The organism is Chitinophagaceae bacterium (assembly GCA_007695095.1).
GTDB lineage: Bacteria > Bacteroidota > Bacteroidia > Chitinophagales > REEL01 > REEL01.
In genome coordinates this window covers 11249-25165 of the sequence record REEL01000081.1, presented here as the reverse complement: position 1 = coordinate 25165, position 13917 = coordinate 11249, and the positions used below count along the sequence as shown (strand labels likewise).

The following is a 13917-nucleotide window of genomic DNA, read 5'->3' as shown; positions in this document are numbered from 1 at the left end:
ATTTTTTTATTTGTTTGTTATTCTGATTAGAAAGGTTAAATCTATCCTCTGCCCAATTAGCGGGATTGTTTTTTATGTGTTTTACAATGTGATAATAGGATGTTTTATCGCGAATAATGTGGTCATGAAATCGGGATTGCCATGCGAAATCAGGTTCAATAATTCTCGTCTAAATGGTTACGGCCGATTTGAATCCACGAACAATGGATGCCAAATTTTTTGATTGTAGACCAAATTGATTTTTACCGGATTCGATGTCGCGGGCAACGCGTGGGATTGTGTTGCAGTAGAGACGTTGCATGCAACGTCTCTACTGCGCATAGGGCAACACGGATAGAAAGGTCAATACGGATTTCTATGATTTTACCACACACTAAGTTAAGTTTACAAACAACTCAAAATCAAAAGTAAAATTTAGTAAAATAAAAGTTTGAACAAGTAAAACTCAAGACTGTCTATAATGTGCTGAAAAGTGTTTAATTTAGTACAACAGCATTTACTAATTTTGCATAAAAATCACCTATTGAAACTCGTTAACCTCCATAAAGCACCCAAAATTGATATTTACTCCGCATCTACGGAAAGTTTTTTACAACGACCCTATGCAGAAAGCGGAATAAAAGCAGGTTTCCCATCTCCGGCAGATGACTTTTTGGATATTTCAATAGATCTGAACAAAGAATTGATAAAAAACCCTTCTTCTACTTTTTACGGAAGGGTAAAAGGCGATTCAATGAAAGGTGCCGGCATCGAAGACGGAGATTTACTGGTAATTGACCGTAGCCTGGAGGTAAATAATGGCAAAATAGCCGTTTGCTTCATTGACGGGGAGTTTACTATTAAGCGCATCAAAATAGAAAAGGATTGCTGCTGGTTACTACCTGAGAATGAAGACTTTAAACCTCTTAAGGTCACAGAAGAAAATGAATTTATTGTTTGGGGAGTTGTTAAACACATCATAAAAACAATTTAATGTTTGCATTAGTTGACTGCAATAATTTTTACGCCTCCTGCGAGCGGGTATTTCGTCCAAACCTAAACGAAAAGCCCGTAGTTGTCCTGTCAAATAATGACGGCTGTGTAATTGCGCGCAGTGAAGAAGCCAAAGCCGCAGGCATTCCAATGGGAGCGCCCGCACATAAGTATGAAACACTTTTTAAAAAACATAATATCCACGTATTTTCATCTAATTACGCCTTATACGGAGATATGAGCGCCCGGGTCATGAACCTCCTGGCAGAATTTGCTCCGGAAATAGAAATCTACAGCATCGATGAAGCTTTTTTAAAATTCGGGCAAGCCCCTCATCTTGATTATCAAAAACATGCCGAAAAAATCAGAAACTATGTTTTTAAATGCACCGGCATCCCTATAAGCGTAGGCATAGCCCCTACCAAATCTTTAGCAAAAACTGCCAACAAAATAGCCAAAAAATTCAGCAAACAACTCAACAATGTCTACATCATTGACAATGAAGAAAAACAAAGAAAAGCGCTCAAATGGCTGCCTGTCAGCAAGGTTTGGGGGATAGGCAGGCGATATGCAAACAAACTGGAACACAATGGCATCCACACAGCCTTAGATTTTATACAACAACCGGATGACTGGGTAAAAAGAAATATGTCTGTAGTCGGACTCCGCCTGAAACATGACTTATCCGGCAAAGCTATCTTAGACCTGGAAGGAGTACAAGCTAAAAAAAATATTGCCACAACCCGCTCTTTTGATAAAAACTATGATGATTTCACTTATGTAAAAGAAAGGGTCACAACCTTTGCCGTAAGCTGTGGTGAAAAATTAAGGCGTCAACAGTCGACCTGTAATGCATTAATGGTCTTTATACATACAAACAGTCATCGAAAGGATTTGCCTCAATACAGCCGAAACATAGTTGTTCAACTCCCCTTTCCGACCAACTCAAGCATTGAACTTAGTAAGTTTGCTGTTTTGGGGCTCAAGCAAATTTTCCGGAAAGGCTATGCTTATAAAAAAGCCGGAGTAATCGTGATGGACATAAAACCGGCTGACAATCGTCAACTGAGTCTTTTCGAAAACTCAAACCCCAGACATGATGCGCTAATGAAGGCCGTTGATTTTTTAAACACAACTATCGGACAGGAAAAAGTAAAACTTGCTGCTCAGGGAAGCGGTAGAATGTGGAAAATGCGACAGGAGAAACTTTCACCTCGATACACAACTAAGCTAAATGAAATTATTACAATACATGCTCTTTAAAAAAACAGATTACTGATGTGTTTTCATATTCGCCTTAGCAAGGAAGCTGTTAAAATTGAAAATCGATTTAATGCAAACTTTGAAGACCCCGATTCATTTATCCAAAGCGAACATATAAATGGTTTTGCCCACCCCCGTCTCCCTGTAATCACAAATGAGGATCAAAAAAGTATCCAATTATTTAACTGGGGGTTAATTCCCTTTTGGGCGAAAGATGAAAGTATTAGAAAATATACACTGAATGCAAGAATAGAAAGCATTAGAAAAAAACCGGCGTTCAGGCAATCGGTTCAAAAAAGATGTCTGGTTATTGTAAACGGATTCTATGAATGGCAGTGGTTAGACAGTCGTGGAAAGAAAAAACAAAAATACTTAATTCAGCTGCCCGGAGAAGATATTTTTTGCTTAGCCGGCCTTTGGTCTGAATGGGTTGAAAAAGAAAGCGGCGAAGTTATTGAAAGCTTTACAATTGTTACCACTGAGGCCAATGAACAAATGAGCGTCATTCACAACTCAAAAAAAAGAATGCCGGTAATCCTCAAAAAAGAGGAAGAATCAGAATGGCTTAAAGAATCATCTCTCACAAATTTTTTAACCCGTGATTTCTCTTTAGAAGCTATTCAAACCGATAATTAAAAAAAGTTCTTAGTTATCTCTGCGACGGGGATTTCTTGGCTTGCTACGGAATGGCTGACTTTTAAAATTTCTTTTTCCTCTGCTCTTAAACCCATTGTAATCCGGTGCATCTTTAATGCTTTCCGGCAACTTTTGAATCAGTATGTCCTGCTCCACAAATTTTTCAATATTTCTGAATTTATGAAAATCACTTTCACAGGCAAAACTAATGGCTATACCGGTACGCTCAGCTCTGGCAGTACGGCCGATACGGTGAATATAATCTTCCGGGTCGCCCGGCATATCGAAATTAATCACATGACTGACACCTTCCACATCAATTCCGCGGCTCAATATGTCTGTCGCTACTAAGGCCCTGATTTCTTTATTTTTGAACTTTCGCAAATTGGCTTCCCGCTCAGGCTGATCCAAATCAGAATGTATTGCAGCTGTTTCAAATCTGGCCTTTTGTAACATTCTACCCAAATTAATAACTTTTTGTCTGCTGGAAGCAAAAATTATCATCCTTTCCAAAGAGCTGACATCCAACAAATTTTTAAGCAGTGTTTCCTTATCCCTGTCATGCACAAAATAAACTTGTTGTTCAACACCTTTTGCTACTCTGGAAGGCATTATGCTTATCTCTTCAGGGTTCTGTAGCATTTTTTTTGCTAAAACCCGGATTTTTGGAGGCATAGTAGCTGAAAACATTAAGTTTTGACGCTTTTCCGGCAGTTTATTAATCACCTTTACTATATCTTCCTGGAATCCCATATCCAGCATTTTATCGGCTTCATCCAAAATAAAATACTCCAGATGCGACAAGTCAACGTAGCCCATATTTAAGTGCGTCAAAATCCTTCCGGGTGTCGCTATTAAAATATCAGCTCCTCTGGTAATAGCCTTCTTTTGCATTTCCCAATCTGAAGAAATACTCCCACCGTATATCGGCAATGAAACCACATTCGTAAAATAACTCAAAGCCTCAACCTGCTGATCTATCTGTTTAGCCAATTCCCTTGTCGGCACTATAACCAAACACCGCACTCCGTTTCCTTTATTTTTAAATAAGTGGTTTAAAACCGGAATAACAAACGCACCGGTTTTTCCCGTACCTGTCTGTGCACAGGCTATCAAATCCTTACCGGCCATTATTTTCGGTATAGCCAATTTCTGAATAGGTGTCGGCTCCTTAAAAGCCATTGAAGATATTCCCTCCAAAACCATTTCTTCTAATCCAAACTCTCTAAAAGCATCTGCCATCTTGTGATATTATTTTTCTTTGAAGCATACAAAAACACTCCGTACACTTTAAACCTCTTGATTTATTTTCAGCTTATTGTCTATCGTTATTTTTTGATAACAGGCATAAAGTAAGCAAAAATAAAATAACTTTGCCTATTTAATGCCATAAAAATATTCTATATGCAATTCCCAACCGATTATTTTGAAAAAAATAAAGATAAATATTTAGAAGAGCTAATCAGCTTATTAAAAATTTCCAGCATCAGTGCAGACAAAAGGTTTAAAGATGAAGTTTTTGAGGCTGCGGAGTTTGTGAAAACAAAAATGGAAGATGCCGGAATGGAGAATACAGAAGTTATCCCAACAGAAGGTTATCCGGTGGTTTACGGAGAAAAAATTATCGATAGCAGCTTGCCCACTATCTTAGTTTACGGCCATTATGATGTCCAACCTCCCGACCCTTATGAACTTTGGGATAGCCCTCCTTTTGAACCCGTTATTAAAGACGGTAAAATTTTTGCCCGTGGTGCAAGTGATGATAAAGGACAAATGTATATGCACATAAAAGCTTTTGAGCTAATGCAACATAACGACAGTCTGCCTTGCAACGTGAAATTTATAATTGAAGGTGAAGAGGAAGTAGGGTCTCCAAATCTTGAGAAATTTACCCGGCAATACAAAGATAAATTGGCTTCAGATGTTATTTTAATTTCTGATACAGCCATGCTTAGTAAAGATACTCCGTCGATTACTACCGGCCTGAGAGGTTTGTGCTATTTTGAAGTATTAGTTACAGGACCAAACAGAGATTTGCATTCCGGTATTTATGGTGGTGCAGTGGCTAATCCGATAAACGTATTGGCAAATATTATTTCCGGTTTAATGGATGAGAATAAAAAAGTAACTATTCCCGGTTTTTATGATGATGTACTGAGCCTCAGCGAAGAGGAAAGAAATGAATTTAAAAGAGTACCTTTTAGTATTGAAAACTATAAGAAACATATTGGGATTGCTGACATAGAAGGAGAAATTGATTTTTCTACACTTGAAAGAGCATCAGTAAGGCCAACTTTAGATGTGAACGGTATCTGGGGTGGATATCAGGGAGAAGGAGCTAAAACGGTATTACCTTCCAAAGCCGGAGCGAAAATCTCAATGCGACTGGTACCCAATCAAAAACCGGAAGTCATTGCCAAACTTTTTAAAGAATATATAGAAAAAGTAGCTCCGGAGTCCGTAAAAGTTGAAGCTATAGAACATCACGGAGGAATTCCCGTTGTTACTCCTACTGACTCAAATGCATACAAAGCTGCCAGCATGGCTATGGAGAAAACATTTGGGAAAAAGCCAATTCCGTTAAGAAGCGGTGGCAGTATTCCTATTGTAGCCCTGTTTGAAGAAGTGTTGAAAACAAAAACAGTCTTACTCGGATTTGGATTAGATACAGATGCTATCCATTCGCCTAATGAACATTTTGAACTGTTTAACTTTTATAAAGGAATTGAAACAATACCCTATTTTTACCATTATTTTACTGAGTTAGAAAAAAAATAAAAATGCCTAAGAAAAAACCTCTTATTCTCGTAACAAACGATGACGGAATTACTGCACCCGGTATACGCGCTTTGATTGATGCAATGTCTGAAATAGGTGATGTAGTTGTAGTTGCACCTGACAAACCTCAATCCGGCATGGGGCATGCGATAACCCTTAACGACCCGCTTCGAATTGAAAAAGTGGATATTTTTAAAAATGTGAAAGCTGCATACCAATGCAGTGGCACTCCCGTTGATTGTGTTAAACTGGCTAAGGATAAAATTCTAAAAGGAAACCCGGACTTATGTGTTTCCGGAGTAAACCATGGTTCAAACTCTTCGATTAACGTTATCTATTCCGGAACTATGTCCGCCGCTGTAGAGGCTTCGATTGAAGGCATCAAAGCTGTCGGATTCTCATTATTGGATTATAGTTTTGAAGCTGATTTTGAAGGCTCCAAAAAATATGCTAAATTGATTGCTGAAAATATGCTCAAGGCCGGAATACCGGATGGGACACTACTTAATGTAAACATACCTGCCATTCCTGCAAATGAGATTAAAGGCATGAAAGTTGTCAGACAGGCGGTGGCAAAATGGGAAGAAGATTATGACGAAAGACAAGATCCCAGAGGGAAAAATTACTTTTGGTTAAGTGGTAAATTTGTAAATTACGACAAAGGAAAGGATACGGATGAATGGGCGTTAGAAAATAATTATGTTTCCATAGTCCCTGTGCAGTTTGATTTAACAGCTCATCATACCATTCGTTACATTAATGAAAACTGGAACATAAATGAAAGTTAAAGATAGTGTTTACATAGGATTTGCTTTAGGTTTAATTGGTGCTTTTGCCGGGACCTTATTGATTTATCTGTCCCGTTTTTCTTATATGGGTGTTTTAGAATATTACCAAACAATATGGGACAGCAGAATTACAGGACCAATAATTAGTTTAGGCGCTATTTTAAACCTGCTTGTTTTTTTTCTGTTGTATTGGCTTAAATTTTTTAAAATGGCCAGAGGAGTTATAGCATCTATGTTTTTTCTCGTAGTTATTGTTCTTATTTTAAAATTTATTTAATCCCTGTATGGCTGAAACCGGTCAGATAAAGCTATATTTAATTGCCGGTGAGGCCTCCGGAGATTTACACGGGTCAAACCTGATTAAAGCCTTAAAAGAGCTTTACCCAAACTGTGATTTTCGTTGTTGGGGTGGTGAAAAAATGAAAGCTGCCGGAGCAACCTTAGTTAAAGATTATAAAGACCTTGCCTTTATGGGCTTTTGGGAAGTTTTAAAAAACCTGCCGGTTATACTCAATAATTTCTCTGAGTGTAAAAAAGATATACTGGCATATCAACCCGATGCTGTCATTCTAATAGACTATCCGGGATTTAATATGAGACTGTTGAAATTTCTTAACAATCATAAGATAAACACCTTCTATTATATTTCTCCGCAACTTTGGGCATGGAATGCTTCCAGAGTTCATTCCATAAAAAAGTATGTAGATTTGATGATGGTCATTCTTCCTTTTGAAAAGGCCTTTTATAAAAAATATGATACGGAAGCTCACTTTGTTGGTCATCCACTGCTCGATATTCCGGAAATCAAAAACGCGCATCATATAGAAAATCAAAATAAAAGAATTGCTCTTCTCCCCGGCAGCAGAAAACAGGAGATTCAGAAAACCCTTCCACTTATGTGTGAGTTAACAGAACATTTTCCTGATTATACTTTTTCCTTAGCTGCCATTTCAAATATTGAATCTGCGTTTTACAAAAAAATAATAAAAGACAAAGCTATAGAAATTAAAACCGGAGATACATACAGCCTGCTTAAGGAAAGTAAAGCAGCCATTGTAACTTCGGGTACAGCAACTTTAGAAACAGCTTTGTTGAATGTACCTCAAATAGTAGTTTACAAAGGAAATCCGGTATCTTTTTGGATAGGGAAAAAATTGGTAAACGTGCCATTTATCTCTCTGGTGAATTTAATTCTGGAAAAGGAAGTCGTAAAAGAATTGATACAAGATGATTTTACAAAGGAAAACTTAATCAAACATCTTAATCAAATTTTAACAAAAGAAAAGCGGGAATCAATAACAAATGAGTATGACATTTTACGAAAAAAACTTGGTGGCAGCGGAGCTTCTGAAAATGCGGCAAATCTAATTCTGAATACACTGCAAAAAAAAATGGCAGACAAATAAATTGCCTGCCACCTTTTTCGATTAAAAAAATGATTATGATTAACGTACGCTTTGTATTTTGTACGTGAACACATCATCTTCTGTTACAATTTTTACTAAATAAATGCCCGGAGCATGATTAGATAAATCAACTGAAACATCATTTAATAAGTTGTCTCTCGTGTGAGTATACATATTTGACTTAACAGTTCTGCCGTTTATATCTAAAATATGCATTTCACTGTTACCCGGTGCAGGCACTACATATACGATATTTACAGTTTCTCTGAAAGGGTTCGGATATGCTGCAACCATATTATCTATTACTACAGGCTCTCCCGGTAATTCCTTAATCAACTTTTCTGCTTCCTGAGGTGCTATTCTGTTTGTATTGTTACATGGACCAATTGAACCACCAATTGCTAAAAAAGCAGGAACAGCAGGAGTCCCAACACAAAGTGTTAATTCTTTATTTCCACCTTGTCCCGGAGGTCTGTGACATACTAAAGTTTTGTTTCCTTTCTTTCCACAAGAATAGTCAGGTTCCGGCTCTGGTTCTTTAGGATCTTCTTCTACATAAAAACCATTCAGGCACTCAATACCGTCTAAATCATAACCATCTGAATTGGGACTAGTTGAAAAAGAGTTCGGGTTACTTGTGTCTACTAGCTTTATATACTGTATCCATTCCCAACCGGCAGGAACATCACCCTGATTCAGGTCTAGTGAAACTGTTAAACAGATATCTGTTACAAAGTAAAAATCAGTACCATTTTGAGAAACATACACATCAGCAGTTTCAGGATAAGCAGAACATGAAGGATCTCCAAAGCTGGTTTCCCAGATTATAACATCATCTTCTCCTTCAATCAGTTTAATTTTATCACCAAACTTTACTGTTACATCTCCTCCAAAGCCTAAAGAAATAAATTCACCGGCAGCATTGTTTCTTGAAGGCTCACCCAAAACAGCATCTGTATCTAGTCTGTCCGCCAAAACCTCATTATTGTTAGGTGGATACTTAGCAAACCCGGGATTAAATTCTACGACTTCAGCTATAAAGCACTCTTCACCTACTTTAGGCTCTTCGTAAATAGCAAAACCTACGATACCGTCAACATCATAACCATCTAATAGCGATGGAGACTGAGAAAATTCACTTGCATCTGTTACATCAATAATTTTTACAAATTTAATCCAGCTCAATGGTTCAGATAATCCCTGAGCATTGCTTATATCGAGGTCTGCATCTAAGCATATTTCTTCGATAAAGTAAAAATCTACATTATCCTGTGAAACCCATATCTCAGCTCTTTCAGGATATCCTGAACAATCCGGATTACCATTGGTAACCTCAACAATTCTGAAATCATCGCCGGCATTGTTGGCAACTTTATCAGAAAACTCCAGAACCAGTATTCCTCCGAACCCAATAGAAACAAAAGAACCAGGTGAGTTATCACCGACCGGCTCACCAAGAGCTGCATCCGGGTCAGTACGAGTAGGGTCGGTAACAGGAGATCCGTCCCCCAGAGTTCCTATTTCAAATAAGGCTACATCACCTGCATAGACGCTTCCTGTAGCATTTGCTTGTTGGACGCTTAGTCCTGTCATGGCTAATACGATTATCGCAGCCATTAACAATTTTAGTTTTTGCATGATTTTAATTTTATTAAGTTATAATGCAAAAATAAACTCCAAAACTCATCTTGTCAAGTTTTTTTTTGAAAGAAAATCAATCATTATTACATAGATATCAAATCTAATTTGTTGTTTCTTTTCGGTAGGCGTACTTTATCAGTAAATCTATGGAAATTAATTCCAGTATATTTTCATTTGTAGACTCTAACTTCACTTTTGGTGCAACTCCTGCTTCGTGAGCTTCCAACCACCTTTTCGCGCATACACACCAAAAGTCTCCGGCTTTTAAACCCGGGAAGTCATACTCGGGTTCAGGGGATTTTAAATCATTGCCCATTTCATATGAAAATTCTAAAAACTCATCAGAAATTTCAACGCAAACTAGATGTTTGGCTTTATCCTCAGGATATGAATCACAATTTCCATTCCTATTAAACCCGGTCAATGGACTATAACTACATGCCAATAATTTCTCTCCAAATACATTAAAATCACTCATAAATTTTATTCTAATATTATTTTTCTTGTTTAGTATTAAATTTTTATCTAAATTTCGCTCAATTGATAAGTTCAGTAAAAAATTAATATTCAATTTCAGATTATCTCTGAATTGTTTAATTAAAAATCCTTATTCTTAATTAAACAATAGATGTAAAATACAAATATTGTTTTAAAATTAAAAAAAATGACGAAAAAAAAAATGAAGCCTGAAAGTTTGATGATGTCTTACGGATATAAGCCGGAACTTTCTGAAGGTGCTTTGAAAAGTCCTATTTTTCAAACTTCGACTTTTGTCTTTAGAAGTGCTGAAGAAGGAAAATCTTTTTTTGAAATGGCCTATGGACTAAGAGAGGCAGGTCCCGGAGAAGAAATGGGATTGATTTACAGCAGAATTAATAATCCTGATTTGGAAATTCTGGAAAACAGGCTTAAACTATGGGATGAAGCTGAAGATTGTGCCATTTTTGAAAGTGGAATGTCGGCAATAACCACTACTTTACTTGAGTTTTTAAAACCCGGGGACTTACTTTTGTTTAGTAGTCCTATTTATGGTGGGACCGATCATTTCATAAATAAAATATTACCTAAGTTTGGTATTGACTCAGTCAGTTTTAAAGCTACTGATAAAAAAGAAGACATTATTACCAAAGTAGAAAAAACAGGTAAAGCAGATCGTCTTTCATTAGTTTTTATTGAAACCCCGGCAAATCCTACGAATGATTTAATCGATATAAAAATGTCTAAAGATATTGCCAAGCATTTTTCAAAAAAAGACAAGGAAATTTTATTAGCCGTAGATAACACTTATATGGGGCCTATTTGGCAGCATCCTTTAAAACACGGAGCTGATTTAGTTCTCTATTCAGCTACCAAATATATTGGTGGTCACAGTGATCTTATCGCAGGTGCTTGCCTGGGAAATAAAGAGCTTTTGAAACGAATTAAAACACTCAGAACATTTTTAGGAAATATGGCAGGCCCCTGGACTGGTTGGCTTTTAATGAGAAGTTTGGAAACGCTGAAAGTAAGAATGGATAAACAAGCCCTTAATGCACATGAAGTAGCAAATTTTCTCAAAAGCCATACTAAAGTTGAGAGGGTATATTATTTAGGAAATTTGCAAACAGAAGAACAAAAATCTATTTTTAAAAATCAATGCAATTCAGCAGGAGCAATGATATCCTTTGATTTGAAAGGCGGGGAAAAAGAAGCTTTTAAATTTTTAAACTCTCTGAAACTTATAAAATTAGCCGTCAGTTTAGGGGGCACTGAAAGCCTGGCTGAACATCCCGCTACTATGACTCATGCCGATGTTGCAGCAGAATCAAGATTAGACTTTAATATAACTGAAAAAATGATTCGAATATCAGTAGGTATTGAAAATGATCAGGATATTATAAGCGACATTGAGCAAGCACTAAATACTATTTAATTTAAAGGTTTTTACTTTGCTATCAATTAAAAATGGGGTTTGCTTAGAAAAGCAAACCCCATTTTTATAGTTACCCGGTTTTTTAATCTATTTTGACTTATTTACTTTAAAAGTAAATACATCTGTCTCGGTAACAACTTTTACAATATAAACACCGCTAGCCTGATTACTTAAATTTACTTCAGTAATATTAAGTAAAGAGTGCTTCGAATGCTCATAAGATTGTTCATAGACAAGTCTTCCATTTATGTCTAATATTTGAAGTTTGCTTGTTCCCTCTCTCGGTACTAAATATTCAATAGTCAATATATCAGCAAATGGATTCGGATAAGCATAAAGCATATTATCTATAGCTACAGGATCACCCGGCAAATCTTTTATGTGCTTTTCAACCTCAGATGGTGACATTCTTGCGTTGCTTCCGCAAGCCCCTAGAGTTGCGCCCATATTATTCACAAAGAAAGGTACAGAATTTTTAGATACACATAAAGACAACTGCAGCCAAGGCAAGAAAGACACCGGCTGATAACATACTATAGCACCTTTATTCCCCCAACCACACTGTATATCTGTAACATCTACATAAACATCATCAGTTGAAGTACATCCCATTCCATCAGTAACAGTTACCGTATAGAGTGTGCTGGAAGAAGGACATACTGTAATAGAAGATGTGGTTTCTCCATTACTCCATTCGTATGAATAGTTGCCGTCTCCGGCTGTAGCAGTAGCATTAAGTGTTACACAAGACGTTCCTGCCCCATAATAATGTGTGCTTTTATCATTTCCGGCATCAACATCCAGTGATAATGCATCACAAATATCAACTTTAAAACCACTAAATGGTCCGTTTAAACACTCAATTGCATCTACATCAAAACCGTCTAAACCTGAAGGGTTCTGACTAAAATCATCAGGGTCGCTAATATCAACGATTCTAATATACTTAGCATATGGCAAAGGCCCTAAATCAACATCGCCACCTAAGCATACTGTATCTAAGAATACCCAGTTGAAATTATTATCTAAAGCAGCATACACTCTGGCTACTTCAGGATAATCGTTACAATTGTCATATCCCCATGTGGTTTCCCAAATTCTAATATCAGGACCGGGTCCATTGGCAATTTCCTGATTAAAGCCTACTACAATTTCACCTCCAAATCCTAAGGAATAAAAGTTACCTAAATCCGCACTGGTTCCTGTTTGTGCATCCGGGCTACCCAATACACTTAAATGGTCACTTCTGTCAGCATCAACAGGGTTTCCATTCTTTTTCAAGCCCTGATTATAGGAAACTACATAGTCAGCAAAACAACCTAAAGCAGGTGGTTCGTATTCTCCATTTAAACATTCAATCCCATCCACGTCATAGCCATCTGTAATTGGACTGGTATTAAAATCATCAGGATCACTCATGTCTACTATTTTGACATACTGAAACCATGGAAGTATTACAGGATTTCCCATTCCGTCAACAGCATTAGCAACATCTACTTCATCTGTCAAGCAAATAATACCTACACTATAGTAATCAATGTTATCCTGTGATACAAAAACTTCAGCAAATTCAGGATATTGAGAACAGGAAGGATCACCAAAACTGGTTTCTACAATTCTCAAATCATTTCCGGGTCCGTTTGCAATCTGATTCTCAAATTTTACTATTAGTTCTCCACCAAAACCTAAAGACACAAATTCTCCTGCCTGATTATTTCCGGCCGGTTCACCTAAAGCCTTGTCAGGGTCACTTCTATCTGTAGCAACCTGATTTCCATTAGCCGGATACTTTGCAGGACCCTGATTAAATGAAATCACTTCATTTGGATAACAACCGGTTCTCTCAGAAAATCCATTTAAGCACTGAATAGCATCTACATCAAATCCATCAGAGCGAGAACTGTTTGGAAAATCGTTAGGGTCGCTTACATCTACAATTTTCACATACTGTATCCATCCAAGTGTTACCGGATTTCCCATACCATCAACGGCATCAGAAATATCAACATCCCCATCGAGACAAATCGTGTCTAATAAATAAAAATTTACATTATCCTGTGATACATAAATTTTTGCATACTCAGGATATCCTGCGCAGGTTGGAGCTGCACCACCAACAGGACCGGTAGCTTCAAAAATCCGAATATCATTTCCAGGGCCATTAGTAATTGGCTCTTCAAACTTTAGCACAATAAAACCTCCAAAACCTAATGAGAAAAAATCATTCTCATCATAGTTAAACGGGTCTTGAGCCAAAGGTGCGCCTAAAGCAGCATCAGGATCACTACGTTGTGTAATAACGGGATCTCCTAACTTATTAAGCCCCTGCTGAAAATCTACAACTTCTGTTGCATAGCATGCAGAAGTAGTGGAATATGCCGAATTTATAAACGACATACTTAAGAATAGTGTCAGCACTATGGCCGACTTAAACATTAAAAAATTGCGATACTTGGTTTTCATAAATAAAAAAATTTTGGGTTAAGTAATTGTTAGTACAAATTTATAATAATTTAAGCAT

General features: G+C 37.1%; 12 protein-coding genes. 8 read left to right on the top strand and 4 right to left on the bottom strand.

The features are described from left to right. The first annotated feature begins 523 nt into the window (after positions 1 to 523). The 3 genes from EA412_04155 to EA412_04145 are packed head-to-tail and all read left to right on the top strand — an operon-like array spanning position 524 to position 2871. Positions 524 to 973 carry a LexA family transcriptional regulator gene (locus tag EA412_04155; protein TVR80878.1) on the top strand — a complete coding sequence of 150 codons (450 nt, stop codon included), beginning with the start codon at positions 524 to 526 and terminating at the stop codon, positions 971 to 973. After that, on the top strand, positions 973 to 2235 hold the full coding sequence (locus tag EA412_04150; GenBank protein ID TVR80877.1) for a Y-family DNA polymerase: 1263 nt from the start codon (positions 973 to 975) through the stop codon (positions 2233 to 2235). Before EA412_04155 ends, EA412_04150 begins: the two co-directional genes overlap by 1 nt. Before the next feature lie 15 nt (positions 2236 to 2250). After that, entirely contained in the window at positions 2251 to 2871 is a 621-nt protein-coding gene (locus EA412_04145) for an SOS response-associated peptidase (protein ID TVR80876.1), read from the top strand. Positions 2872 to 2880: 9 nt separating this feature from the next. Here the strand turns inward: EA412_04145 and EA412_04140 are convergent, their stop codons facing one another. Continuing rightward, positions 2881 to 4077: a DEAD/DEAH box helicase gene (locus EA412_04140; GenBank protein ID TVR80894.1), complete on the bottom strand. Its 1197-nt coding sequence runs from the start codon at positions 4075 to 4077 to the stop codon at positions 2881 to 2883. Between the two features lie 198 nt (positions 4078 to 4275). Between EA412_04140 and EA412_04135 the strand changes: the two genes are divergently transcribed. The 4 genes from EA412_04135 to EA412_04120 are packed head-to-tail and all read left to right on the top strand — an operon-like array spanning position 4276 to position 7843. Then, entirely contained in the window at positions 4276 to 5649 is a 1374-nt protein-coding gene (locus EA412_04135) for a dipeptidase (GenBank protein TVR80875.1), read from the top strand. 2 nt (positions 5650 to 5651) lie between these two features. Then, positions 5652 to 6437 carry a 5'/3'-nucleotidase SurE gene (surE, locus tag EA412_04130; protein TVR80874.1) on the top strand — a complete coding sequence of 262 codons (786 nt, stop codon included), beginning with the start codon at positions 5652 to 5654 and terminating at the stop codon, positions 6435 to 6437. Beyond that, positions 6427 to 6714, top strand: a complete 288-nt coding sequence (locus EA412_04125; GenBank protein TVR80873.1) for a hypothetical protein — start codon at positions 6427 to 6429, stop codon at positions 6712 to 6714. Before surE ends, EA412_04125 begins: the two co-directional genes overlap by 11 nt. A gap of 25 nt (positions 6715 to 6739) precedes the next feature. Beyond that, the gene (locus tag EA412_04120; GenBank protein ID TVR80893.1) at positions 6740 to 7843 is read left to right on the top strand and encodes a lipid-A-disaccharide synthase; all 1104 of its coding nucleotides are present in this window, start codon (positions 6740 to 6742) and stop codon (positions 7841 to 7843) included. Between the two features lie 39 nt (positions 7844 to 7882). Here EA412_04120 and EA412_04115 read toward each other — a convergent pair whose 3' ends face one another. Beyond that, the gene (locus EA412_04115; GenBank protein TVR80872.1) at positions 7883 to 9481 is read right to left on the bottom strand and encodes a T9SS C-terminal target domain-containing protein; all 1599 of its coding nucleotides are present in this window, start codon (positions 9479 to 9481) and stop codon (positions 7883 to 7885) included. A 103-nt stretch (positions 9482 to 9584) separates the two neighbouring features. Further along, entirely contained in the window at positions 9585 to 9962 is a 378-nt protein-coding gene (locus EA412_04110) for a DUF2237 family protein (protein ID TVR80892.1), read from the bottom strand. Positions 9963 to 10148: 186 nt separating this feature from the next. On the opposite strand from EA412_04110, the gene EA412_04105 reads away from it, so the two are divergent. Continuing rightward, on the top strand, positions 10149 to 11396 hold the full coding sequence (locus tag EA412_04105) for a cystathionine gamma-synthase family protein (protein ID TVR80871.1): 1248 nt from the start codon (positions 10149 to 10151) through the stop codon (positions 11394 to 11396). 87 nt (positions 11397 to 11483) lie between these two features. On the opposite strand, the gene EA412_04100 is transcribed toward EA412_04105, so the two are convergent. Next, positions 11484 to 13859 (bottom strand): T9SS C-terminal target domain-containing protein, encoded by a 2376-nt coding sequence (locus EA412_04100; protein ID TVR80870.1) that lies wholly within the window; start codon positions 13857 to 13859, stop codon positions 11484 to 11486. Between the last annotated feature and the right edge of the window lie 58 nt (positions 13860 to 13917).

Excerpts from the sequence above, each read along its gene's own strand:
- EA412_04150 (TVR80877.1), top strand. The coding sequence starts at position 973 with ATGTTTGCATTAGTTGACTGCAATAATTTTTACGCCTCCTGCGAGCGG.
- EA412_04145 (TVR80876.1), top strand. The coding sequence starts at position 2,251 with ATGTGTTTTCATATTCGCCTTAGCAAGGAAGCTGTTAAAATTGAAAAT.
- EA412_04140 (TVR80894.1), bottom strand. The coding sequence starts at position 4,077 with ATGGTTTTGGAGGGAATATCTTCAATGGCTTTTAAGGAGCCGACACCT.
- EA412_04135 (TVR80875.1), top strand. The coding sequence starts at position 4,276 with ATGCAATTCCCAACCGATTATTTTGAAAAAAATAAAGATAAATATTTA.
- surE (TVR80874.1), top strand. The coding sequence starts at position 5,652 with ATGCCTAAGAAAAAACCTCTTATTCTCGTAACAAACGATGACGGAATT.
- EA412_04125 (TVR80873.1), top strand. The coding sequence starts at position 6,427 with ATGAAAGTTAAAGATAGTGTTTACATAGGATTTGCTTTAGGTTTAATT.
- EA412_04115 (TVR80872.1), bottom strand. The coding sequence starts at position 9,481 with ATGCAAAAACTAAAATTGTTAATGGCTGCGATAATCGTATTAGCCATG.
- EA412_04110 (TVR80892.1), bottom strand. The coding sequence starts at position 9,962 with ATGAGTGATTTTAATGTATTTGGAGAGAAATTATTGGCATGTAGTTAT.
- EA412_04105 (TVR80871.1), top strand. The coding sequence starts at position 10,149 with ATGACGAAAAAAAAAATGAAGCCTGAAAGTTTGATGATGTCTTACGGA.
- EA412_04100 (TVR80870.1), bottom strand. The coding sequence starts at position 13,859 with ATGAAAACCAAGTATCGCAATTTTTTAATGTTTAAGTCGGCCATAGTG.